The 23,862-nt window shown below is 70.5% G+C and carries 11 protein-coding genes; all 11 read left to right on the plus strand.

Going from position 1 to position 23,862, the window contains the following annotated elements; all coding sequences use genetic code 11:
• Nucleotides 1-4: 4 nt before the first annotated feature.
• The gene (locus CFK38_RS08125) at nucleotides 5-6,235 is read left to right on the plus strand and encodes an Ig-like domain-containing protein (RefSeq protein ID WP_096804271.1); all 6,231 of its coding nucleotides are present in this window, start codon (nucleotides 5-7) and stop codon (nucleotides 6,233-6,235) included.
• 64 nt (nucleotides 6,236-6,299) lie between these two features.
• Nucleotides 6,300-7,274 carry an AAA family ATPase gene (locus CFK38_RS08130; protein ID WP_157773415.1) on the plus strand — a complete coding sequence of 325 codons (975 nt, stop codon included), beginning with the start codon at nucleotides 6,300-6,302 and terminating at the stop codon, nucleotides 7,272-7,274.
• Nucleotides 7,271-8,692 (plus strand): DUF58 domain-containing protein, encoded by a 1,422-nt coding sequence (locus CFK38_RS08135; RefSeq protein ID WP_096802629.1) that lies wholly within the window; start codon nucleotides 7,271-7,273, stop codon nucleotides 8,690-8,692. The genes CFK38_RS08130 and CFK38_RS08135 overlap by 4 nt, the downstream gene beginning before the upstream one ends.
• Entirely contained in the window at nucleotides 8,689-11,199 is a 2,511-nt protein-coding gene (locus tag CFK38_RS08140) for a transglutaminase domain-containing protein (RefSeq protein ID WP_096802630.1), read from the plus strand. Before CFK38_RS08135 ends, CFK38_RS08140 begins: the two co-directional genes overlap by 4 nt.
• A 284-nt stretch (nucleotides 11,200-11,483) precedes the next feature.
• Complete coding sequence (locus CFK38_RS08145; protein WP_245851263.1) at nucleotides 11,484-13,028, plus strand: RDD family protein; 1,545 nt, start codon at nucleotides 11,484-11,486, stop codon at nucleotides 13,026-13,028.
• Nucleotides 13,025-13,906 (plus strand): PP2C family protein-serine/threonine phosphatase, encoded by an 882-nt coding sequence (locus tag CFK38_RS08150; RefSeq protein ID WP_096802632.1) that lies wholly within the window; start codon nucleotides 13,025-13,027, stop codon nucleotides 13,904-13,906. The genes CFK38_RS08145 and CFK38_RS08150 overlap by 4 nt, the downstream gene beginning before the upstream one ends.
• On the plus strand, nucleotides 13,903-16,284 hold the full coding sequence (locus tag CFK38_RS17770; protein ID WP_096802633.1) for an FHA domain-containing protein: 2,382 nt from the start codon (nucleotides 13,903-13,905) through the stop codon (nucleotides 16,282-16,284). Before CFK38_RS08150 ends, CFK38_RS17770 begins: the two co-directional genes overlap by 4 nt.
• The gene (locus CFK38_RS08160) at nucleotides 16,281-17,951 is read left to right on the plus strand and encodes a serine/threonine-protein kinase (RefSeq protein WP_096802634.1); all 1,671 of its coding nucleotides are present in this window, start codon (nucleotides 16,281-16,283) and stop codon (nucleotides 17,949-17,951) included. The genes CFK38_RS17770 and CFK38_RS08160 overlap by 4 nt, the downstream gene beginning before the upstream one ends.
• A gap of 54 nt (nucleotides 17,952-18,005) precedes the next feature.
• Complete coding sequence (locus CFK38_RS08165) at nucleotides 18,006-18,716, plus strand: FHA domain-containing protein (RefSeq protein ID WP_096802635.1); 711 nt, start codon at nucleotides 18,006-18,008, stop codon at nucleotides 18,714-18,716.
• Between the two features lie 124 nt (nucleotides 18,717-18,840).
• On the plus strand, nucleotides 18,841-23,307 hold the full coding sequence (locus CFK38_RS08170) for an FtsK/SpoIIIE domain-containing protein (protein ID WP_096802636.1): 4,467 nt from the start codon (nucleotides 18,841-18,843) through the stop codon (nucleotides 23,305-23,307).
• A gap of 208 nt (nucleotides 23,308-23,515) precedes the next feature.
• On the plus strand, nucleotides 23,516-23,785 hold the full coding sequence (locus CFK38_RS08175) for a WXG100 family type VII secretion target (RefSeq protein WP_096802637.1): 270 nt from the start codon (nucleotides 23,516-23,518) through the stop codon (nucleotides 23,783-23,785).
• Nucleotides 23,786-23,862: the final 77 nt, after the last annotated feature.

The following is a 23,862-nucleotide window of genomic DNA, read 5'->3' on the forward strand; positions in this document are numbered from 1 at the left end:
GAGCATGTCCGACACCGCTGGATCGAAGCGGCGCACGGGGAGACGACTGACCGTCGTCTCCTCGGCCGTGCTGGCGGTGGTGGCGCTGGTGCTGACGGGCTTCGCGATCCGCTATCCGGGCCTGTCCTCTTCCGACGTGGAGGTCTCCAACGGAGGTGTCTGGGTCACCAACGAGCAGCTCGGCCTGCTCGGCCGGCTGAACGTCGACGCCGGTGAGCTCGATGCACGGCTGTCCTCGACCGGCCAGGACCTCGACATCATCCAGTCCGGATACACCGTGCTGGAGACCGGGCCGCGTGGGTTCACGCCGATCAACACCGCGTCGGTCACTCGCAACGGTCTGGTCGAGCTGCCGACGGGCACGACCGTCAAGATCGGGGGAGACCGCATCGTGATGGCCGCTCCGGACGGCCGGGTCTGGATCGTGTCCCCGGAGCAGGCCGCGGCCTTCAGCCCCGGATCCGTGGAACCCGTGCTCGAGGCCGGAAACCGCCAGCGGCCGGTCGCCGTCTCGGACGAAGGCGTGGTCTTCGTCCTGGACGGGTCGAACCTGCTGACCTACCCGCGGGCGTCGGACACCCGGGACACCACGGCGGAGGACCCGATCGAGGTTCCCGGTGTCTCTCAGAAGACCGAGGCGATTCAGCTCTCCGCCGTCGGGAATCGGCCGGTGATCCTCGACCGCGAGAACCAGCTGCTGCGCGTGGGCACCGATGGGGACGAGTACAGCCTCGCCGACTACGGGGTCGCCTCCCTGGAGAAGGCGCAGCTGCAGCAGTCCGGGCCCGCCGCGGACACCTTCGTCGTCTCCACGGTCGACTCGCTGTTCATCATCCCGTTCGACGGCGGGAAGGCACTGCAGATCGATGCCGGTGGCACCGGCACCGACGTCGTCAAGCCGGCCCAGGTCGACGGCTGCGCGTACGGCGCCTGGGGCGGATCGAAGCGCTACGTCCGCGCCTGCGAGGGCCAGGACCCCATCGCCGAGAGCATCCCGCAGGCGGACAGCGCGGCCGACCTCACCCTGCGCGTCAATCAGGATCTGGTGGTCCTGAACGACCAGAAGTTCGGCCTGTCCTGGGAGCTCATGGACAGCATGCAGCTGGTGGACAACTGGGTGATCAACCAGGACATCCAGACCAGCAAGGAGGAGGAGAAGGAGAAGGAGACCCTCACCACCACGATCACCAACACGGCTGCCGAGCGAGACGAGGAGAACCGCCCTCCGACGGCGAACGAGGACACCTTCGGCGTGCGGCCCGGCAAGAGCATCGTGCTGCCGGTGACGAAGAACGACACCGATCCCGACGGAGACATCCTCACCGTCGCAGTGCAGGGCGACCAGCCGAGCATCGGCACCGTCTCCCCGATCCGCGGCGGCACCCAGCTGCAGATCGAGGTCGCCGCCGACGCCACCGGCACCGGCACCTTCACGTATCAGGCCGATGATGGCCGGGGCGGCACGGACACCGCGAGGGTGAACCTCGAGGTGCGGGCGGAGGGCGAGAACTCGCCACCGGAGCCGGCCGAGAAGACCATCACGAAGGTGCAGGTCCGCTCGGGTGAGGAGATCAGCTTCAACATCCTGCCGTACTGGGAGGATCCCGACGGCGACGCCTTCTATCTCGCCAATGCCACGGTGCCCCCCGAGGACCTGGTCACGTTCCGTCCTGATGGGCTGATCACCTTCAACGACGCCGGCCTGGCCCCGGGCACCAAACAGATCCAGCTCACCTTCCGCGACGAGAACGGCCTCGCCGCGGAGGGCATCGTCGAGATCGAGTCCGTGACCGAGTCCGACCTCGCGCCGATCACCACGGCGGATCACGCCAGCGTCGTCGCCGGCCGCAGCACCACCATCAAGCCGCTGGTCAACGACCTCAACCCCAATGGGGGCAACCTCGAACTGCTCAGCGTGAGCGAGACCGACGGCGTGGAGGCCGAGCCTGCGCTGGAGGCCGGGACCATCGAGATCACCGGAAGCACCCCGGGCACCTACTACCTCGAGTACACGGTCGCAGCGAGCGGCGCCAGCACCGCGTCGCTCGGTCTGGTGCGGGTGGACATCGTCGAGCCCACGACGGATGAGCTGAAACCCGTCGCGGTCGATGACATGGGCACGGTCACCACCGGCACCGACACGCTGCTGGACCCGCTGGAGAACGACGTCGACCCCACCGGCGGCGTCCTCGTCGTCAACTCGATCGATGTCCCTGCCGAGAGCGGGCTGAAGGCCACCGTCGTGAACCACCATCTCGTCCGGGTGGAGGCGGAGCCCGGGGCGATGGTCACCGATGAACCGGTCCCGGTCACCTACGAGGTCGCGAACTCCTCCGGGACCACCACCGGCACGATCCGGGTGATGGTGGTGAGCACGGACACCCAGTTCGCGAATCCGGAGGCGGTGCCGGATCGGGCGGTGGTGCGCGCCGGGGACATGGTCAACATCGACGTGATCGCGAACGACATCTCGCCCACCGGCTCCGATATGCACCTCGGCAGCGAGATGGGGACCTCCCGGGCCGACGATCTCGGCCACACCGAACCGAACCAGGACCAGCTCCGGTTCCGTGCGGACGACGACGCCGGCGGCGAAGCGGTCGTGCAGTACCAGGTGGTCGACGAGACGGGCCGGACCGGCTCCGCGCTGGTGTACATCACGATCGTGCCGCGGGACGCGGAGAACACCGCCCCCCAGCCCAAGAACCTCACCGCTCGGACCGTGGCCGGGACCTCGGTGAGGATCCCGGTGTCCACGACCGGCATCGACCCCGACGGCGACTCGGTGATGCTCACCGGGATCGCCAGCCCGATGCCCGAGCTCGGTGAGATCGTCAGCGCGAACGGGGAATGGATCGAATACCTGCCCTACGACGACTCGCGCGGCACAGATCGGTTCCGCTACCAGGTGATGGATCGCCACGGCGCGATCGGGATCGCGGAAGTGCTGGTGGGGGTGGCCGCCCCGAATGACACGAACCAGGCCCCCTATGCGGTCGATGACGTCGTGGAGGTGCGGCCCGACCGCGAGGTGCAGATCCCCGTGCTGGACAACGACACCGATCCCGAGGGCGACCATCTCGGGATCGTCCGCAGTGATGTCGAGGCGATGACCGAGATCAAGGAGATCCCACCCGGCGAGGGGCAGGAGGATGGCTACCTCACCGTCGTCACCCCCTCGGAGCCCGGCACCCACACGGTGCTGTACTCCGCGACGGACGGTCAGCTGAAGAGCTCCGCGACCGCCACCATCAAGGTGGCGAGCAACGCGCCGCTGCGTTCCCCGGTGGCCCGGGACGACTTCGTCGAGGCCGCAGCTGTCATGGATCCGGAGACGCAGTTCATCGATGTCGACGTGCTGGCCAACGACTCGGATCCCGACGGCAGCACCAACGATCTCGAGCTCGAGATCGACGGCACCTTCGAGGGAGCCGAGCTGCGTGAGGACGGGACCATCCGGATCGTGCCGCAGGAGCAGCAGCAGCGGATCCGCTACCTCATCACCGATGTCGACGATCTGGAGTCGGCCGGCTACATCTGGGTCCCCGGCACCGCGAAGCAGGCTCCCGTGTGGGTGGGGCCGCCCCTGACGGTCCAGGCCGGCTCCGAGGGGACCATCGATCTCGCGGATCCGAACAACGTGCGGGTCCGCCCCGGGGCGGAGTCCGTGCAGATCACCGACCCCAGCCTGGTCACCGCACTGCACAGCGACGGCAGCCAGCTGGTGGCGGACGAGTCCACCCTGGTCTACCGGCCGGCCGAGGGCTTCTCCGGCAAGGACACCATCACCGTGGAGGTCACCGACGGTGCCGTGGGCGATCCCTCAGCGGCCACTGCGACACTGGCGATCCCGGTGGAGGTCGCGCCCGAGGAGACGAACCTCCCGCCGACGTTCCAGGGCGCTCAGCTCGAGGTCGAGCAGGGCGGCCCCGCCTCGACCCTGGACCTCTCGGCCGGTGCCGAGGATCCTGAAGGTGACGATCTCACCTACGCCCTGGGCGAGTACGAGGCGGTTCCGGGGGTCACCATCGCTCTGGAGGGCGCGACCCTGACCGCGACCGCGGCGTCGAAGTCGGCCAAGGGCACCGTCGTCGACGTGCCGGTCAGTGTCACGGACGGCACCAACCCCGCCGTCCCGGCCACCGTCCAGCTCACCGTGGGCGGCTCGCAGCGCCCCGAGATCTCCACCGCCCTGGACGAAGCGGCGATCGATGCGGGCCGGACCGAGAAGGTCGATGTGCTCGCCAACGACTCGAACCCCTTCCCGGGAGGCGACCGGACCCTGACCAGTGCGTCACTGGTCTCCGGCGAGGGGGAAGTCTCGCCGACCGGGAACCAGGTCACGATCACTCCGGCCGAGGACTTCCACGGCATCCTCACCGCCCAGTACACGGTCCTGGATGACACGGAGGATCCGGACCGGGAGGCGTCCGGGGAGATCCGGGTGACCGTGCGCGGGTATCCGGAGGCGCCGTCGGCGCCGCGGATCGGGGAGGTCGGCGACGGATTCGTGGAGCTGACCTTCAACGCCGGGGTGGACAACGGCGCCCCGATCACGGGATACACCGTCTCCTCCGCGAGCGGTCCTGCGGTCTCCCAGGAGTGCGCCTCCACCTCATGCACCATCACGGGACTGACGAACGATACCGAGTACACCTTCCAGGTGGTCGCGACCAACGACGTCGGTCCGTCGGATCCGTCGGTGGCCTCGGCGGTGGCGCGACCGGATGTGCGACCCGAGCAGCCAGCGGCCCCTGCCGTGGAGCGGGGGGACGAGCAGCTGACGGTCACCTGGACCCCGCCGGTCAACCGCGGCTCCGCGATCCAGACCTATGAGGTCCAGCTGCAGAACACCGCCACCCAGGAGATCTCCGCACAGGAGATCTCCGGCGGGACCACTCAGACCGTGTTCCCGGGACTGGTCAACGGCGTGGACTACCGCTTCCGGATCCGGGCCAGCAACCTGGCGGAGGAGCCCTCCGACTGGTCCGGGTGGTCACGGCCGGAGCACCCAGCGGGCAAGCCGATGGTGCCGGCCGGCACCCCGACCGCAGAACGGGTCAACGATCCGCGCGGCGGCGGCATCGAGGTGACCTGGCCGGCGATGACGACGAAGGAAGCCAACGGCGAGCCGATCACGGACTACATCATCACGGCCTCCTCGGGCCAGTCCCAGACCGTCGATGCGTCGAGGACGTCCACCAGGTTCCTCGAGATGGACCCCGACACCGAGTACAGCTTCACCTACACCGGCGTGAACTCCGTGGGCCGGGGGGTCGATGCGTCGGGATCCTCCAACGCGGTCACGCCGTGGGCGAAGCCCTCGGCCCCCGCCGGGGTTCGCGCCACCATGCCCAGTGAGGGCAAGGGGGAGGGCCCGAACGGCCGGGCGACCGTCCACTGGGAACCGGCGAACGGCAACGGCACCACGGTCACGAAGTACGTGGTGCGGTGGAAGGGGGGCTCGAAGACCGTGGACGCGTCGCAGACCAGCGTGGCCCTCTCCGGCCTGAACAACGGCACCTCCTACCGGTTCACAGTCGAGGCCCGCAACGGCTTCGAGGCGAACGGCGGGGTGAGCGACCTGTCGAAGCAGTCCAACTCCGTGCGTCCCTACACGGGCCCTGCGAAACCGTCGATCTCGTCGTCGAGCGCGAAATGCACCGGTGCCAGCAAATGCCCGGTGACCTTCACGTTCACTGCACACGGTGATGGAGGCGGTTCCGGCAGGACCATCCACTACCGCATCGGTGGCGGGGAGTTCCGGACCACGACGGACGGCTCGATCTCGGTGCCGAAGAACGTCAAGGCGGGTTCGTCGGTCAAGGCTGAAGCCTATGTCTCGATCGATGAAGGGCTGGAGAGCGCGACGGTATCGGATTCGCAGAAGGCGAGATCGTGGCAGCGGACCCCGAAGATGTCCAAAGTCTCTTGGGGTGGGGACACCCCTCCGGGGACCAAGGGCTGCTCGAACAACAACTGCAAATGGTTCCGCATCACCTTGAGCAATATGACGCCTGGGGAGACATACCGGGTGGCGTTCTCCAACGAGGGGGAGACCCGATACAAGACCATCGAGCTGCGGGCGGACAGCAACGGTACGGCGACTTCGGCGCCGAGATCGAACTTCTACGGATACGTTCGCGGCGGCGTGCCTTCCTGGCCGATGACCGTCGAAGCCACCGTGAACGGCAAATGGGTGAAGATCGCGGACGGCATCTACAGGCCATACTGACGAGCCCGCCCTTCGTCCCGGAGCGCCCATCTCACCCCTTCCAGCAGAAAGACACACATCCCGCATGAGCATGACCCCCGAACAGGCCCACTGGTTCGCCGAGACCTTCGACAAGCTCGTCCAGAGCGTGGGTCAGGCCGTCCTCGGCAAGAACGAGGTGGTGCGCCTGGTGCTGACCTCGATGATGGCCCCCGGTCATGTGCTGCTCGAGGACGCCCCCGGCACCGGCAAGACCTCCTTGGCCCGCTCGATCGCCGCGACCGTCCAGGGCACCAGCACCCGCATCCAGTTCACCCCGGACCTGCTGCCCTCCGATGTCACCGGCGTGACCATCTACGACCAGAACACCAAGTCCTTCGAGTTCCACAAGGGCCCGGTCTTCGCCAACGTAGTGCTCGCCGATGAGATCAACCGTGCCTCGCCGAAGACCCAGTCGGCGATGCTCGAGGTGATGGAGGAGGGGCGGGTCACCGTCGACGGCGTCACCCATGAGGTCGGCAACCCGTTCATGGTGATCGCCACGCAGAACCCGATCGAGCAGGCCGGCACCTACCGCCTCCCCGAGGCCCAGCTGGACCGCTTCTTGATGAAGACCTCGATCGGCTACCCCGATCATGCCTCCAGCGTGCAGATCCTCCAGGGCTCCGCGCTGCGCGACCGCAGCAGCCAGCTCACCCCGAGGATCTCCTTGCAGGCCGTCAACGACATGACGGAGCTGGCCTCCACCGTGCACGTCGACCCGGCGGTGCTCGAGTACGTCTCCCGCTTGATGGAGGAGACCCGCCTGGCTCCCGAGGTGCGGGTCGGGGTGTCCATCCGTGGCGCGCTCGCCCTGATGCGGGCGGTGAAGGTGTGGGCTGCGGTCAACGGACGCCACTACGTCATCCCCGACGACGTCAAGCACCTGGTCGAGCCGGTCTGGCTGCATCGCTTCGTGCTCGACCCCGAGGCCGAGTTCGCGGGCACCACCGCCAAGAGCGTCATGACCAAGATCCTCAGCGAGGTGGCACCGCCTCAGGCGCGACAGCAGACGGCATGAGCTCCCCGCACACCGTCCCCGCCGACACCGCCGACGCGAAGGCGGCGAAGGCCGAGGCCAAGAAGCGCCGCAGCGCCGCCAAGGCGGATGCCCGGGCGGCCTCCCGTCGGCGGCGCCTCCGGTCCAGGAGCGACCGGTCCTCCGGCAGCACGCCCTCCGCCCCCGGTACGGCGAGCGGTCAGGGAACTGTGCCCGACGGCGCCTCCAGCACCGGGCTGGCCGGTCTGCGCGATCGCGTGGTCGAACTGTGGCTGCGGCGCATCCACCCCGTGCTGGACGTTGTCTCACCCATCGGCTGGACGGTGCTCGCCGTCACCGTCGTCTGCTGGATCGCGGGTCTCGTCCTGCACCTCACCGAGCTGAACGTGATCGCCTTCGCACTCACCGTGCCCCTGGCGATCGCGGCGCTGTTCGTGCTGGGCAAGGCGTCCTACCGGGTCACCCTCGACCTGCAGACCCATCGCGTGGTGGTGGGCACCCGTGCCGTCGGCCGGGTCGAGGTCGCCAACCCCACCCAGCGCACGATCCTGCCCTCGCGCATCGAGCTCGCCGTCGGCTCCGCGACCGCGCAGTTCATGGTGCCGAGACTGGCGGCGGACGCCGAGCACGAGGAGCTGTTCGCCGTGCCCACCAAGCGACGCGCCGTCCTGGTCGTCGGCCCGGTGCGCTCCGTGCGCGACGACCCGCTCTCGCTGATGCGGCGGCAGGTCACCTGGGCGAAGGAGCAGGAACTGTTCGTCCACCCCCGCACCGTGCGGCTCGACGAGGCGGCCAGCGGCTTCCTGCGCGATCTCGAGGGCACGCCCTCCTCGGACCTCTCGAGCTCTGACATCGCCTTCCACGCCCTGCGCGACTACGCACCCGGCGATGACCGGCGCCACGTCCACTGGCGCACCACCGCCCGCACCGGCAAGCTCATGGTGCGCCAGTTCGAGGAGACCCGACGCTCCCACGTGGTGGTGGCGCTGGACAACCTCGCCGAGCACTACGCCAGCGTCGACGAGTTCGAGCTCGCGGTCTCCATCGCGGCCTCGATCTCGGGCCAGACCTTCCGGGAGGAGAAGGAGCTGACGCCCTTCACCCTCGATGAGCGCCAGAGCACCCGGACCCTGCGGCAGATGATGGACGACTACACGGTCGTCGAGCAGCTCAAGGAGCGGATCCCCTTCCACGAGCTCGGGCAGAAGGCCGCTGATCTCGCCCCCAACGCCTCCGCGGTGATGATGGTCGTCGGCTCGCACACCACGGCGCGGGAGCTGAACTCCGCCGCCAACCAGCTGCCGATCGGAGTGATGGCCGTCGCGATCCGCTGCGTCGACGAGGCCGAGGTGAAGCGGTCCGCGATCGGTGGCCTCGACGTGGTGACCCTGGGCTCCCTCGACACCCTGGCCAAGGCGCTGCGGGCGGTGGGTCGATGAGCAGCACCAGAGCCGCGGCCCAGCGCCCTCAGAGCTATTTCTCGACCGTCACCCACGGCCGTCGTGCCCTGGACATCACGGCGCTCGCCGCGCTGTTCGTCCTCGCCATGCTGGGCTTCCACGACATCTTCGGCGGGATCCAGTACCTGTTGACCGGGATCATGGCGCTGGTGTTCGGCACGCTGATCGCCCTCATCGGCGCGCGCTGGCGCTGGGGACCGCTGCGGCTCACCCCGCTGGTGCTGCTGGTCTACTTCCTGTTCGGGCCGATGTTCGCGGCGCCGACGCGCGCGATCTGGGGGATCATCCCCAGCCCCGGCGCGCTGTGGGAGCTGCTCGAGGCGCCCGTGACGAGCTGGAAGTCGGTGCTGACGGTGGCGCCGCCGGTGGGCGTCGCCCAGGGCGTTCTCGCCGTGGTGTGGATCAGCGTCCTGCTGCTGACGCTGCTGGGGATGAGCGTGGTGATGCGCAGCCGCTTCTACCTGCTGGCCTGGCTGTTCCCGCTCGCGCTGCTCGGGGTCTCGATCGTCTTCGGCACCCACCAGGCCGTCTCGCCGGTGCTGCGGGGCGTGCTCTACGCGATCATCTCGGTGGCGTGGCTGACCTGGAGGTTCGAGGGAGCTCGGCTCGCCGATGCGCAGTCGACCATCATCTCCGACACGGTGCGGCCCGGCTCCTGGCAGAACCCCGTGCTGCGTCGTCGGGTGATCGGGGGAGCGGTGATCATGGCGCTCGCCGGAGGCGGCGCGCTCGCCGCGCACTCCCTGCTGGATCCGCCCTCGGGAACGATCCGCTACGCGGTCCGCGACCACATCGCTCCGCCCTTCGACCCGCGCGAGTACGTCTCCCCGCTGTCGGAGTTCCGCGGGTACCTCAAGGACCAGCGGGACGCGGAGCTGTTCACCGTCTCGGGCATGAGCAGCGGGGAGCGCATCCGTCTCGCCGCCATGGATCAGTGGGACCTGCAGGTCTACAACGTCGCCAGCAGCACCGACACGGGCAGCGACTCGGGCACGTTCCTGCGCACCGCCGCAGGGGTCGACCTGCACGAGGGCGGTACCGCCGAGCAGACCTCGACGGTGACCATCGGCGAGTACACCGGGGTGTGGATGCCCACGGTCGGCACGCGCACCCACCGCATCGACCTCGAGGAGATGTCCCCGGAACGCGCGAGCATCACCTCCGAGAACCTCTACCTGAACCAGCGGTCGCAGACCCTGGTCAACTCCCGCGGAGTGCGGGCGGGGGACACCTACGAGCTCTCCTACGAGCCGTACACCGAGCTCACGGCCGAGCAGCAGCGCACGGCGACGTTCTCCGACATCAGCCTGCCGGACAACGCCCCGGTCGATGCCTTCGTGCAGTACGCCGAGGAATGGTCAGGGAACTCCGAGTCCGATTTCGAACGGTTCCAGAACCTCTCGCGCGCCGTGAAGACCGATGCCTACTACTCGCACGGGCTCGAGGAGGACACCGCCTCGATGTCCGGCCACGGCGCCAGCCGCCTGCTGGCGATGATGGAGGAGGTCGGCTTCGACAAGGACACCCCCGACGCCCAGCCGCTGGGACGGATCGGCGACGAGGAGCAGTACGCCGCACTGCTCGCGGTCCTGGCGCGCTCGATCGACATCCCCGCCCGCGTGGTGATGGGCTTCGAGGTTCCCGAGGGGCAGGAGGGGACCGTCGCGATCACCGGTGACGATGTCACCGCCTGGGTCGAGGTGTCCTTCGAGGGCATCGGCTGGGTGCGCTTCGACCCCGCCCCCGACGAGGACGAGGATCCCACCCAGCCCGAGCCCAAGGAGGTCGAGAAGCCGCTTCCACAGGTCGCCCAGCCGCCGCCTCCGCCCGCCGAGCCGCCGAGCCCTCCGCCCGGTGCGATGAGCCAGGACTCCGACGATGAGGAGGAGGACCTCCCCGAGCCCACGCCGTGGGTGGTGTACGTCGGGGTCGGGCTGATCCCGATCGTGGTGCTCCTGCTCGCGGCGCTCGCCGTGATCGTCGCCAAGGGGATGCGCCGAGGGCGGCGTCGCACCCGGGGCACGCCGCCGGCCCGGATCGACGGCGGCTGGCAGGAGATCCTCGATCAGCTGGCCGATATGGGGCGCGCCCCGGATCCCTTGTCGACCAGGGCGGAGATGGCCGCCCGCCTGGATGCTGACATCCCGACGATGGGTGCGGCGAGCCTTGCGGGCCGTGCCGATCGTGCCGCGTTCGGGCCGGATGATCTCCCGGAGGCGGCGGCCGAGGAGTACTGGGCGCAGGTCATGGCGGCGCGGCGTAGCATGTCCGCTGCGGTGCCGTGGCACAGGCGGCTCCTCGCGGCGCTGTCGCTGCGTTCCTTCCGCCGGCGGTCCGCGGACCGCCGCAGCGCGAAGAAGCGGATCCGGGCCCGGGCCCGGGCCCGGGACAAGGCGGTGCGGCGCACCGAGGCGATGCGTCGTCGACGCTCCTCGTTGCGCGGTACCGCGAAGAGACGGACGTCATCGAAGAAGGGTCGTGCCTGATGGGCCAGACGCGATACTGCAGCACCTGCGGGACTCTGCTCGCCGACGGGGCGGTGATCTGCGGCGAGTGCGGTGCGCGCTATCAGGCCTCGCCCTATGAGCGCCGTGCTACCGACGCCCCCGGTGCCTGGTCGCAGGCACCCGCGCCGCGATCGCGAGATCTCGGGCGCGGGGAGGGGGTGACCTCGCCGGAGGAGGGCGTCGAGCTCATCACGCGCGATGCCCTCCGGCCGGAGAACCCGAGCGCCACGACGCTCCGCAGCCGGGAACAGTACGATCAGGTGATGGTCACGCAGCCTCCGATGCAGCAGAACGGTCCCGGGTACGCCTCGGGCGCTCCCAGCGGTCCGGGCTCCCCGGTCGCGGCGCCCGGTGCTCCGTCGGCGGGGCCCGAGATGGAGCCGCCGTTGGACGGCTGCTCCCCGGCGTCGCCGCTGAAGCGCTTCCTCGCCGCACTGCTGGACGCCGTGATCAGCACCCTGATGGTGGTTCCGGTGATCGTCGGTGTCTCTGTCATGGTCGCGTCGGGGACCGCCGGCACGCTGTCGCTGGTCCTGATCGGGGTGGGCGTCGCACTCCCGCTGGCGTACGTGCTGCTGATGGTCTGGCTGGTCGGTGCCAAGGGTTTCTCGCTGGGCAAGCTGATCCTCGGGCTGCGTCTCACCCGGACGACAGCGGGGGGACCCATCGGGTTCCTGCGCTCCGCGGGCCGCTGGGTGCTGTACGGGCTCGTCCCACCGGTCATGGCGCTGTCGATCTTCCTGGATCCGAAGCAGCATCTGCGCGGCTTCCACGACCGGGTCGTGGACTCCACCGTGGTGGACCTCAAGACCGGCCGCGATCCGATGAAGCCGCGTCCTGACGACTTCGAGCGGGCAGGGGCCGAGCACTACCTCGGTGCGCCGTCCGTGGCGGTGTCCACGCATGAGAACCTGCTCGCCGAGCCCGGTGCGGCATGGAAGGACTCCGCGCAGTCCGCACCTGCGCAGCCGGAGCCCGCCGGCTGGGGCGAGGCGCAGCAGCCGGAGCCCGCCGGGTGGGGCGAGGCGCAGCAGCCGGGAGCACCGAGCCCGTACGCGCCGCACCGCTCGGGCGGCTCCGCTCCCTCGGCCGCCGACGCCCCGATGACGAGCGCTCCCTGGTCGTCGCCGCCGGCACCGGATCCTGCCGCCTCCCAGCAGCCCGCCGGGGGCGGCTGGGCGCCGCCGCCGATCGACCCGATCCCGCCATCGCAGCCGTCCTGGGGCCAGCCGCAGTCCGCCCCCGAGGCCCCGCTCAGCGGTGACGCACAGGGATGGGCCCCGCCGCCGCCCTCGCCCCAGCCGGTGCAGGCCTCGCCCGCCCCGTACGGCCCGGGGAACGGATATCCCCCGAGCGACCTCACCGGCGATGCCTGGGACGTCGAGGACGACGGCGTGGACGAGCAGACCCGTCTCACCGTGGCGGACGATCCGCTGGGGGACCTCGAGCAGACCCGCATCTCCGCAGTGCAGCTGCCGGCGGTCAAGCAGCTTCGCCTGAGCACGGATGACGGCGGTGAGCGGATCGTCGAGAAAGCGGTCGTGATCGGTCGCAACCCGGCCGCTCCGGGTGAGGAGGTGCTGTTCGTGATGAAGGACGACACCCGCTCGGTCTCCAAGACGCATCTGCGCATCGACGGCACCGGGGACGAGGTGACCGTGACCGACCTCGGGTCGACGAACGGCTCGAGCATCCTGCGCGCGGACGGCTCCCGGGAGAGCCTGGTGCCGGACTCCCCGACGGTCCTGCCCACCGGCGCACAGGTGACGCTGGGTGATCGGACCGTGACCGTGGAGAGGATGCAGTGATCGACCGCTCCCTGTCGGACCCGGATCTCCACGGCACGATCCGGGTCGTCTCCGCCGCTGCCACCCATGTCGGGCACGTGCGGGCCACCAATGAGGACAGCATCCTCGACGTCCCGCCGATCTTCCTGGTCGCCGACGGGATGGGCGGGCACAACGCGGGCGAGGTGGCCAGCGCCATCGTCGTGGAGGAGTTCGAGACGCTCACCCTGCAGGAGAACGTGACCGTCGAGCAGCTCGGTGAGGCGCTCCGTTCGGCCGCGATGCGGATCGGGGAGCTCAGCGGGGAATCGACGCTCGGCGCCGGCACCACGGTCTCGGCGGTCGCCACGATGGTCCTGGACGGGATCGGCTACTGGGTCGTGCTCAACCTCGGTGACTCCCGCGTCTACCGCCTGTCCGGAGAGATCTTCGAACAGGTCAGCGTCGACCATTCGGTGGTCCAGGAGCTGATGGACCGCGGAGAGATCTCGGCGGAGCAGGCCAAGGTGCATCCGTACCGGCACATGGTCACCCGTGCCCTCGGCGCCGGACCCGACTCCGATCCCGACTACTGGCTGATCCCCGCCGAGGCCGGTGATCGGATGCTCATCTGCTCCGACGGCCTGACCGGCGAGGTCGACGACGTCGCCATCGAACGGATGCTGCGCAGCCCTGCGGATGTGCGCACCGTCTGCGGGGATCTGGTGAGCCGCGCGCTCGACGCCGGCGGGCACGACAACGTCAGCGTCGTCGTGGTCGAAGCGGTCGAGGTGGTGGGCCAGTCCCTGGCCTCGGAGGACACGGCGGGCCACGAGACCGACCTGCCCGACAGCGCCGATCTCGAGGTCGACGAGGACACCCTCCCGCGCGGGATCACCGAGGATGGCACCGGGCGATGAGCGGCGCGAGCGACGGCGAGGACACGACGCTGCTCGGCGCGGGGACCTGGACCAAGCAGGGCCCGGCCACGCTGGTGCTGCGGGAGAACGCCTGGGTGGTGCTGGTTCCCGGTCTGCGCAAGCAGGTCATCGAGGCGGCCTGGACGGTGCTGGGCGAGAGACCCGCCCCGGAGGACTTCCTGGACCGGTTGGTGGACGCCGGGGAGCTCGAAAGCGCCGACAGGCTGACGGCGCTCCTGTTCGGTTTCCACGACGGTCCGCGGGGCGTCTTCGGCGTGAAGGGGAAGACGCCCATCGCCGTCTACACCGCCGAGGGCGCCCAGCAGATCGCCGGCACCGACGACGAGCCGTTCGTGCTGCGCACCCTCGAGGGCGTCCGCCGGACGGCCTTCGGGGAACTCCCGCTCGAGGACGGGCTCGGCGCCCCCCGCCTGGAGTCGGGGATCGTCCCGGTGCGTGGATTCGTGCACGTGACGGTCGATCCTGCCGCGCTGGAGGAGAGCGCACGGGCCGCCCTCGCCGAACAGGTGGCGAAGGACGGTCGCGCGATCGAGGACCCGGAGGTGACGAAGCGCCGCGCCGAGCGCCACGTCCCGAAGCCGGCCGGCACCGCTGCGTCGGCGGCGACCGGACCGGCCACCAGCACTCGTCCTCCCGAGGCGGTGCCCTCGACCGCATCCCGCAGCAGTGCCGGGTCGACCGCTCCCGCCGCCGCCAGCACCGCCCCCGCGCCCGAATCCTCGGTGCCGAACATGTTCGACGGACTCTTCACGGGCGGCTCCTCGGGACCGCGGGCGGCGTCATCGACCGCAGCGGGCGCTTCCGCACCGACCCCGGCCGCCTCTGCCGGGGGAGCCGTCGAGGCGGCCGCCGCACCGCAGGCGCCGGCGCCGGACCAGGCATCGTCGCCGGCACCCGTGAGGCCCGCACCGACGCCGCCGACCGCAGCGGCCCCTGCCTCGGCGACGCCGGATGCTCCCGCCACCGGCGCATCGACCGGCGCATCGACCGGCGCATCGACCGGCGCCGACCCAGCGCAGCCGTCGGCCGCCCGCCGACGCCGCCTCGTGAGCTCCTCCCTGTTCGACCGCACGCGTCGCAGCGCTCCGGAGGAGACGCCTCCCGCAGCTCCTGCTCCCGGACCACAGGTCCCGGTCTCGACCCCAGCACCTCCGGAGCACGGCGACACCCAGCGAGCCCCGCGCTCCGCGGCGGAGGAGTTCGTCTCCCCGGATACGCAGGTCGCACCGGTCGACGCGGACGACGAACCGGAGGACCGCCCCGCCCCCGCGCCGCGCCCCGCCGCCCCGCCGCGCCGCGATCCGGCACCACGCGCCTCCACGCCGGCACCGTCGGGGAGCGACCTCGAGAACACCGGTGCGTACGACGACCTCTTCGGCAGGACCGTCTTCCGTCGCATCGAAGATGCAGCGGTCCGTCGGAACGAGGACGAGGCCGGCGAGGCCGGCGATGACGGTGAGGAGAGCGCGGCGACCGGGCCGGATCCCGCGGCCGCGAGCCCGGAGGCGTCCTCGCGCCCGGACCCCGGGCCCGAGGCCGTGGCCGCACCCGCCCCGGAACCGGCACCCGAGCCCGCCCCGAGCGAATTCATCGACTGGGTCCCCGGGGTGGGGCGCACCGCTCCGGAGATCGCACGGACCGCAGCGCGACGTGCTGTCGCGCCGTCGACGCCCGAGCCTGCGTACCCGCAGGTCCACATGGCAGAGCGGCCGCCCGCCCCGGACACGGGCTCCCGTCCGTCGCCGACGCAGCCCTCGATGTCGGCGCCCGCTCCGGCGCCGGGCCGATCCGGGGGCTCGCCGAACCGGCCGCGCCCGCAGCAGCCCGGTGCCGCGGCTCCGCCGCCCCGGCAGGCTCCGGTCCCGCCGTCCGGGAGCTCGGGCCCGGCCGCCGGCAGTGCCGTGGCGCTGCCCGGTCGCGTCTGCGCCCATGGCCACCCGAACTCTCCTGAACGGGCGTCCTGCCGCACCTGCGGCGCACCTCTGCAGGGCGCGACCCGCACGGTCGCCCGCCCGCCCTTGGGCGTGGTGATGATCTCGGGAGGCGCGCGCTTCGTGCTGGACCGCACAGCGATCATCGGCCGACGGCCCCGTGCCTCCCGGGTCAGCGCGAACGACGTGCCGCAGCTCGTCACCGTGCCGAGTCCGCAGCAGGACATCTCCCGCTCGCATCTCGAACTGCGGCTGGAGGGCTGGCACGTGGTGGCGCTCGACCTCGGGGCCACCAACGGCACCACGCTGCACCGGGAGGGCTTCGAACCGGTCCGCCTGCGGCCGCGTGAAGGCGTGGTCCTCTACGACGGGGATCTCCTGGATCTCGGGGACGATGTGCAGCTGACGTTCGGAGAGAGGATATGAGCTCGAGACCCCCGTCGCGACCGCCCCGGCTGCCCGGCTACGAGTACGAGCAGCTGCTGGGTTCCGGTGGCTTCGCCGACGTGTTCCTGTATCGCCAGGTGCGCCCGCAGCGGCGCGTGGCGATCAAGGTGCTGCTGTCCACCGTGCTCGACGAATCGGTGCGGCGCCTGTTCGACGCCGAGGCCAACGTCATGGCGCAGATGTCGACCCACCCGTCGATCGTCACGATCCATCAGGCCGAGGTCTCCGACGACCACCGGCCGTACATCGTCATGGAGTACTGCCCGCGCCCGAACTACGGACTCCGCTTCCGCAGGGAGCGGATCACCGTCGCCGAGGCACTGCGGGTCGGGGTGCAGATCGCCGGGGCGGTCGAGACCGCCCACCGCGCCGGGATCCTCCACCGTGACATCAAGCCCGCGAACATCCTGGTCACGGACTACAGCCGACCCGCGCTGACAGACTTCGGCATCTCCATCGCCACCGGACAGGGTGACGACGTCGAGGACTCGCAGGGGATGTCCATCCCGTGGTCACCGCCGGAGTTCTTCGCCGACCCACCCCGCGCGGACGTGCGCTCCGACGTGTTCTCACTGGCCGCGACCGTCTATTCGCTCCTGGCGGGACAGACCCCCTTCGAGCGGCGCGGACAGCGCAACACCGCCTCCGACCTCATCCAGCGCATCGAGAGCCAGCCGCTGCACCCCCTGGAGCGGCCCGACGTGCCCGCGGAGCTGAACCGGGTGCTCTCGGTCGCCATGGCGAAGGAGCAGGTCGGACGGTACGACACCGCGCTGGCGTTCGGCCGGGGCCTGCAGCAGGTGGAGCTCTCGCTCTCGCTGCCCGTGACGCAGATGGACGTGCTCGACGACCGGGTCACCGCAGCCGCGCACAGCGACGAGGACGACGAGCTCGACATGCACACGCGGATCCGGAAGGTCGCGACCGTCGACCCGGAATCCGCAGGCGTCACCGGACCGGGCACGAAGCGGCCGCTCGACCCTTATGCCGGCATCGCCCCCGCCCTGGGGTCCCCGGCCGGCCCGGGCCGCGCCTCGCGCCCCGGCGGGTCGAGCGGCACGGGCGATGGCCCGGGCTCGGTGGAGTCGACCATGCTGCGCCCGGTCGGCGCCGCCCTCGGCTCCCCGTCCACCGCCCCGCCCCACGCGGGCGTCGGTGCCGGTGAGGAGCAGCGCCAGGAGAAGCCGACGACCCCGGTATGGCCCTTCGTCACCCTGGCGGCGGTGCTCGTCGTGGTGATCGGGGTGGGCGCGAGCCTCGGGGTGCGCCACTTCCTGGTGCCCGAGCCGGCCCCGATCGCGACCACGGACATCAACATCGCGACCTCGAAGCCGGATCCGCCCGGGGAACCGACGGCCATCGAGCTCCAGGTCATCACCCCCGGCGCGGGCACGGAGACCGGGATGGTCAGAGTCACCTGGGAGCCGCCCGAAGGCGTCACCCAGGAGGACCACTACCGGGTCCGATGGAAGGACATGCCGGAGAACTACGCGGACGAGTTCGGGGTCTGGCAGGAGGTCCACGGGCGCAATTCGATCGCCCTGCCGATCCCTCCGCAGCTGCCGGAACCGTGCGTCGAGGTGCGGACGATCAATCCCAACGGCCTGGCCAGTGCACCGGTGGAGAAGTGTCTGTCCACCGGGTGACAGGTACCGTGCATCCATGAGCGAGGACAGAGATGACAGAGGGGACGGCTGACCATGGCGTCGACGATTTCGGTCGAGTTCTGCGGGGAATGGTGGCGCGTCGAGGACGACGAGGAGCTGACCATCGGCCGCGAGGCCGACCTCACCGTCGATGAGGACAACCCGTTCCTCCACCGGCGCTTCCTCACCATCGTCCAGGTCGAGTCGATGTGGTGGCTGGTCAACATCGGATCGCGCCTGTCCGCGACGATCACCGACGGCTCCGGTTCGATGCAGGCGTGGCTCGCACCGGGGGCCCGGATCCCGCTGGTCTTCGACGTGACCAAGGTGGTGTTCACGGCCGGTCCCACCACCTATGACCTCTCGGTGCATGCGGACTCCCCGGAGTTCGCACGGATCGCCGGCCCGGAGGATCCGGTGGGGGAGACCACCATGGGGTCGGTGCAGCTGACCCCGAGCCAGAAGCTGCTCATCCTCGCGCTCGCCGAACCGATGCTGGTGCGGGAGGGGTCCGGGATGAGCTCGGTGCCGACCTCGGCCCAGGCCTCGCAGCGGCTCGGCTGGCAGCTGACGAAGTTCAACCGGAAGCTGGACAACGTCTGCGACAAGCTCGACCGGCTCGGGGTGCGCGGGCTGCGGGGCGGCCCCGGCAAGCTCGCCAGCAACCGCCGCGCCCGCCTGGTCGAGCACGCGGTGTTCTCGCGGCTGGTCACCTCCGAGGACCTGCCGCTGCTGGAGCAGGCCGAGGAGACCGACGACGACTGACGCGTCGGCCCTCCCTCGCGGACGGCCGGATATCCAGGACCACCACGAACACTGACGGAACGGGCCGCCCCGGCGGGGGCGTCCCAGCAGGCGGCCGAGGGGCCCGCCAGGGGGAGGGACACCGATGCGCATCAAGCTCACGCTGCGCAGGCCCGAGGATCGACTGACCGATCTGGAGGTCACGGCCGATGCCACGGCGTCGGTCGCGGACGTCGCGAATGCGCTGTACCTGGCCGATCCGCTGCGCAGCGACGTCGAGGCGCCCGCAGGGCTGACCCTCCAGGTGCAGGACCCCGGCGCCGGCCCGGGCGCGAAGGGCGTGCGCTCGCTGGACCGCGGGATCGATCTGATCCAGGCCGGTCTGCGCTCCGGCAGCGTCGTCTCCATCGCCCGCTCCTCGACGGAGTACGCCACCCGTTCGGAGTCCCGCGGAGCGGCGGTCGCCCTGCTGCGGGTGCTCTCCGGGCCCGAGGCGGGCCGGGAGTTCCCGCTGCCGTCCGGCTCGAGCGTCGTGGGCCGCGAGGGAGATCTGGACATCCGGATCGCCGATCCGATGCTCTCCAAGCGCCATGCCCGCATCAACGTCGGGGACTCGATCGAGATCGTGGACCTGCAGTCCTCCAACGGCGTCGTGCTCGGCGGCGAGCAGGTGCAGCGCGCCGTGATCGGTCCCTCGGACACGGTGCTGATCGGCCAGACCACGTTCTCCGTGATCGCTCTGCACCGACTCGGCGGCACCGCTCCCAGCTCACCGGTGGTGGAGTTCAACCGCTCCCCGCGCGTGGTGCCCCGCTTCCCCTACCGGCCCGTGAAGGCACCCACCCCGCCCAAGGAGCCGCAGCCGCAGTTCTTCCCGATCTTCATGATGTTCGCCCCCATCCTCATGGGCGGCTTCATGTTCGCGATGACCCGCAGCCCGTACTCGCTGATGTTCGTGTTCATGATGCCGATGATGGCCACCGCCGGATACCTGAACCGCAAGTTCCAGCAGAAGAAGATGCTCGAGCAGCAGATCGAGAACTTCGAGGAGGGCCTGGCCTCGCTCAAGCGGCGGGTCACGGCCGCGCAGGATCTCGAGCGCGCGGTGCGCCTGGTGGAGACGCCGTCGGCGGCGGACACGGTCGACGCCGCGTTCCGACTGGGCCGGCTGCTGTGGACCCATCGACCCGAGCACAATGCCTTCGGCACCGTGCGGCTGGGCCTGGGCATCGCCGAGTCGCGGGTGGGCATCGAGATGCCGGGCGAGAACGACGCGATCACCAAGTACTACGACATGCTCGACGACATGAACGAGGAGTACAGGCTGATCGCCGGGGTGCCGGTGGCGGCGGAGCTCCGGTACGCCGGCAACATCGGGGTGGCCGGCGGCGGCGACGAGGCCGATGGAGTGGCCCGCGGCATCGTCACCCAGCTCTTCGCCCTCCACTCGCCGGCGGAGGTCGCGATCGCGGCGATCACCTCCCGCTCCAGCCGCGAGCTGTGGCAGTGGCTGAAGTGGCTCCCGCACACCTCGAGCCCTCACTCACCGCTGCCCGGTGACCACCTCGCCGACACCCCGGGGCGCGGCACCTCTCTCCTGTCCCGCATCGAGGAGCTCATCGAGCAGCGGGCCGGGGACGCCCCGCCGCAGCTGCGCACACCGATGACCACCGAGCTCGAGGCGGAGCCCGACGTCCCGCCGGAGCCGGTCACGCCGAACCTCGTGGTCATCATCGAGGACGACGCCCCGGTCGATCGCGCCCGACTGGTGCGCCTCGCCGAGCGCGGACCGGACGTCGGCGTCCACGTGATCTGGTCCGCGTCCAACGTCGCGGCGCTGCCGGCCGCCTGCCGCACCTACGTCTCCGTCGAGGAGTCGGTGGAGGGGGCGAGCGCCGGTCATGTGCGCCTGGGGGAGCGGTTCTACCCGGTCACGGTCGAGACCGTGTCCGTCGAGGTCGCTTCGGGCGTGGCCCGCCACCTGTCCCCGGTGATCGACGCCGGGGTCCCCATCGACGACGACTCCGATCTGCCCCGCTCGATCTCCTACCTCAAGCTCGGCGGCATGGCGATGGCCGAGGACCCGAACTACATCATCGAGCGGTGGAAGGAGAACAGCTCCCTCACCCCGCGGGACGGCTCGAAGCCGCAGCGGCGCAAGCACGATGCGAACCTGCGCGGGCTGGTCGGCCACAACGGTCAGGACGCCTTCCACCTCGACCTGCGCACCAACGGCCCTCACGCGCTGGTGGGCGGCACCACCGGTGCCGGCAAGTCCGAGTTCCTCCAGGCCTGGGTGCTGGGCATGGCCACGGCCCACAGCCCCGACCGGGTGACGTTCCTGTTCGTGGACTACAAGGGCGGCGCCGCCTTCGCCGATGCCGTCGCGCTGCCGCACACCGTCGGCCTGGTCACCGACCTCTCCCAGCATCTGGTGCGGCGCGCGCTCACCTCGCTGCGCGCCGAGCTGCACCACCGCGAGCATCTGCTGAACCGGAAGAAGGCGAAGGACCTGGTCTCTCTGGAGCGCACCGGTGACCCCGAGGCCCCGCCCAGCCTGATCATCATCGTCGACGAGTTCGCGGCGCTGGCCAAGGAGATCCCTGAGTTCGTCGACGGCGTCGTGGACGTCGCGGCGCGAGGCCGCTCCCTGGGACTGCACCTGATCCTCGCCACCCAGCGGCCCGCCGGCGTCATCAAGGACAACCTGCGCGCCAACACCAACCTCCGCATCGCGCTGCGCATGGCCGACGAGGCCGACTCCAAGGACATCCTGGGGGACAAGATGGCCGCCCACTTCGACCCCGGCATCCCGGGCCGCGGCGCCGCCAAGACCGGTCCCGGACGCATCGCCACCTTCCAGTCCGGGTACGCCGGCGGCTGGACCACGGACGAGCCCGAACGGGCCCGGATCGACATTGTCGAGAAGGACTTCGGCACCGGCGAGCAGTGGGACATCCCCGCCCCGCCCACCACGGAGGTCGAGGACCCCGGCCCCCACGACATCTCCCGCGTGGTCTCCACCGTCGTGGCGGCCGCGGAGAGCGCCGGGGTGCCCGCGCCGAGGAAGCCGTGGCTGTCCGAGCTGGCCGAGGCCTACGACCTCTCACGGCTGCCCAGCCGACGCACCGACGAGGAGCTGCTGCTGGGCGTGATGGACGTCCCCGAGGAGCAGGCCCAGCCGACGACCTCGTACTTCCCGGACCGGGACGGCAACATGGCCATCTACGGCACCGGTGGTTCCGGCAAGTCCACCACGCTGCGCACCCTGGCGATCTCGGCCGCCTCCACGGTCCGCGGCGGGCCCGTCCACGTCTACGGCCTCGACTTCGGCGCCTCCGGACTGACGATGCTCGAGGAGCTCCCGCACGTGGGCACGATCGTCGCCGGGGATGACGAGGAGCGGGTGATCCGCCTCCTGCGGACCCTGCGCCAGCTGATCGACGAGAGGTCGAAGGCGTTCGCGAAGCTCCGTGCCGGATCGGTGACCGAGTACCGCGAGCTGGCCGGGACGCCGGACACCCCCCGCATCCTGCTGCTGGTCGACGGCATGGCGGCGTTCCGCGAGGCCTACGACTACTCGAGCCTCTCGAAGTGGTTCACGACCTTCGTCCAGATCGCGACCGACGGGCGCCAGGTGGGCGTGCACGTGATCGTCACCGGCGACCGCCCCAACGCGATCCCGACCTCGCTGGGCTCCTCGATCCAGCGCCGCCTGATCCATCGCATGGCGAGCGACGACGACTACGTCTCCTTCGGCGAGCCCAAGGACGTCCTGGACGGCAGCTCCCCGCCCGGACGCGCCATCCAGGACGGCCACGAGGTGCAGGTCGCCGTGCACGGCGGCGATGCCAACGTCGCGCTCCAGTCCCGCGAGGTCGCCAAGCTCGCCGAGGCGATGCGCCGGGCCGGGGTGCCCGAGGCCCCGGAGATCAAGCGTCTGCCCGAGCGGGTGGAGCTGACGTCCCTGCGTCCGACCATCGGCGGCATGCCGGTGCTGGGCCTGGCCGACGAGACCCTGGCCGAGCTCACCTTCGAGCCGCGGGGTGCCTTCATGGTCACCGGACCGATGGGCTCGGGCCGCACCACCGCGATGCTCACCATCGCGACCGGCCTGAAGGCGATGGAGGAGCCGATGCGTCTGGTCCGCTTCTCCTCACGGCGCACGCCCTTGACGGGGCTGCCGGTCTGGGACGTCGAGGCATCGGACCCCGAGACGGTCCGCGAGCTCGCGGGGCAGCTGCGCCGGACCATCGAGTCCGGGACCGTGGGGGAGGGCAAGCTCGCCCTGTTCATCGACGGCGTCGCGGACTTCACCGGCAGCGGGGTCGAGAACGACCTGGACAAGCTGATCCGGGCGAGCACCCGCGAGGGCCAGTTCGTGGTCGGCGAGAACGAATCGGCCTCGTGGTCGCAGGCGTACGTGCTCGCCCAGCCCTTCAAGGCGGGCCGACGGGGTCTCCTGCTGCAGCCGAGCGACATGGACGGCGATTCCCTGCTCGGGACCGGGCTGGGGAGGATCCGTCGCGCGGACTTCCCCCCGGGGCGGGGATTCCTCGTGCACAGCGGCCGCGCGTTGAAACTGCAGGTCGCACAGGTCACGACCGGGTGAGGGCGTGCCGGCTCGGGTCGCGCCAGGACGGAGACGGCGCCGTCACGTGCAGCGGGAGGACCCCTCCGAGCGGCTCCGTCCCCATGGGGACTCCTCCCCATGGTCCGCGTCCACGGAGCGCTCTACAGTGAATGCTGTCGACCACGACATCAACCGGTGCACCGGAACGGGGCGCGGGGGGAAGTCATCAGGAAGGGGAACCCGAACCGTGAACGCCACGAAGGGTATGAACGTCGAAGAGGTCCGGCGGATGTCGGCTCAGCTGCACGACGCGGCCGAGGAGATCACCAGGATCGAGCGGGAGCTGACCAGCGGCCTCGGGGATGTGGACTGGACCGGGCCGGATGCGGATCAGTTCCGTGGCCAGTGGCAGAGCGAGATGGTGCCTGCACTGCAGCAGATCATGAACTCGGTGAGCGAGCTGGGAGATTCGGCCGATCACCACGCGTCCGAGCAGGAGTCCACCTCGTCCCACTGAGGGGATGCTCCCCAGCACTCGCGAGCAGGGCGAGGCCCGGGCGGACACACCGCTCGGGCCGTCGTCATGCCTGGGAG

Origin of the sequence: Brachybacterium vulturis (assembly GCF_002407185.1) — a bacterium.
In the GTDB taxonomy this organism is placed as follows: domain Bacteria; phylum Actinomycetota; class Actinomycetes; order Actinomycetales; family Dermabacteraceae; genus Brachybacterium; species Brachybacterium vulturis.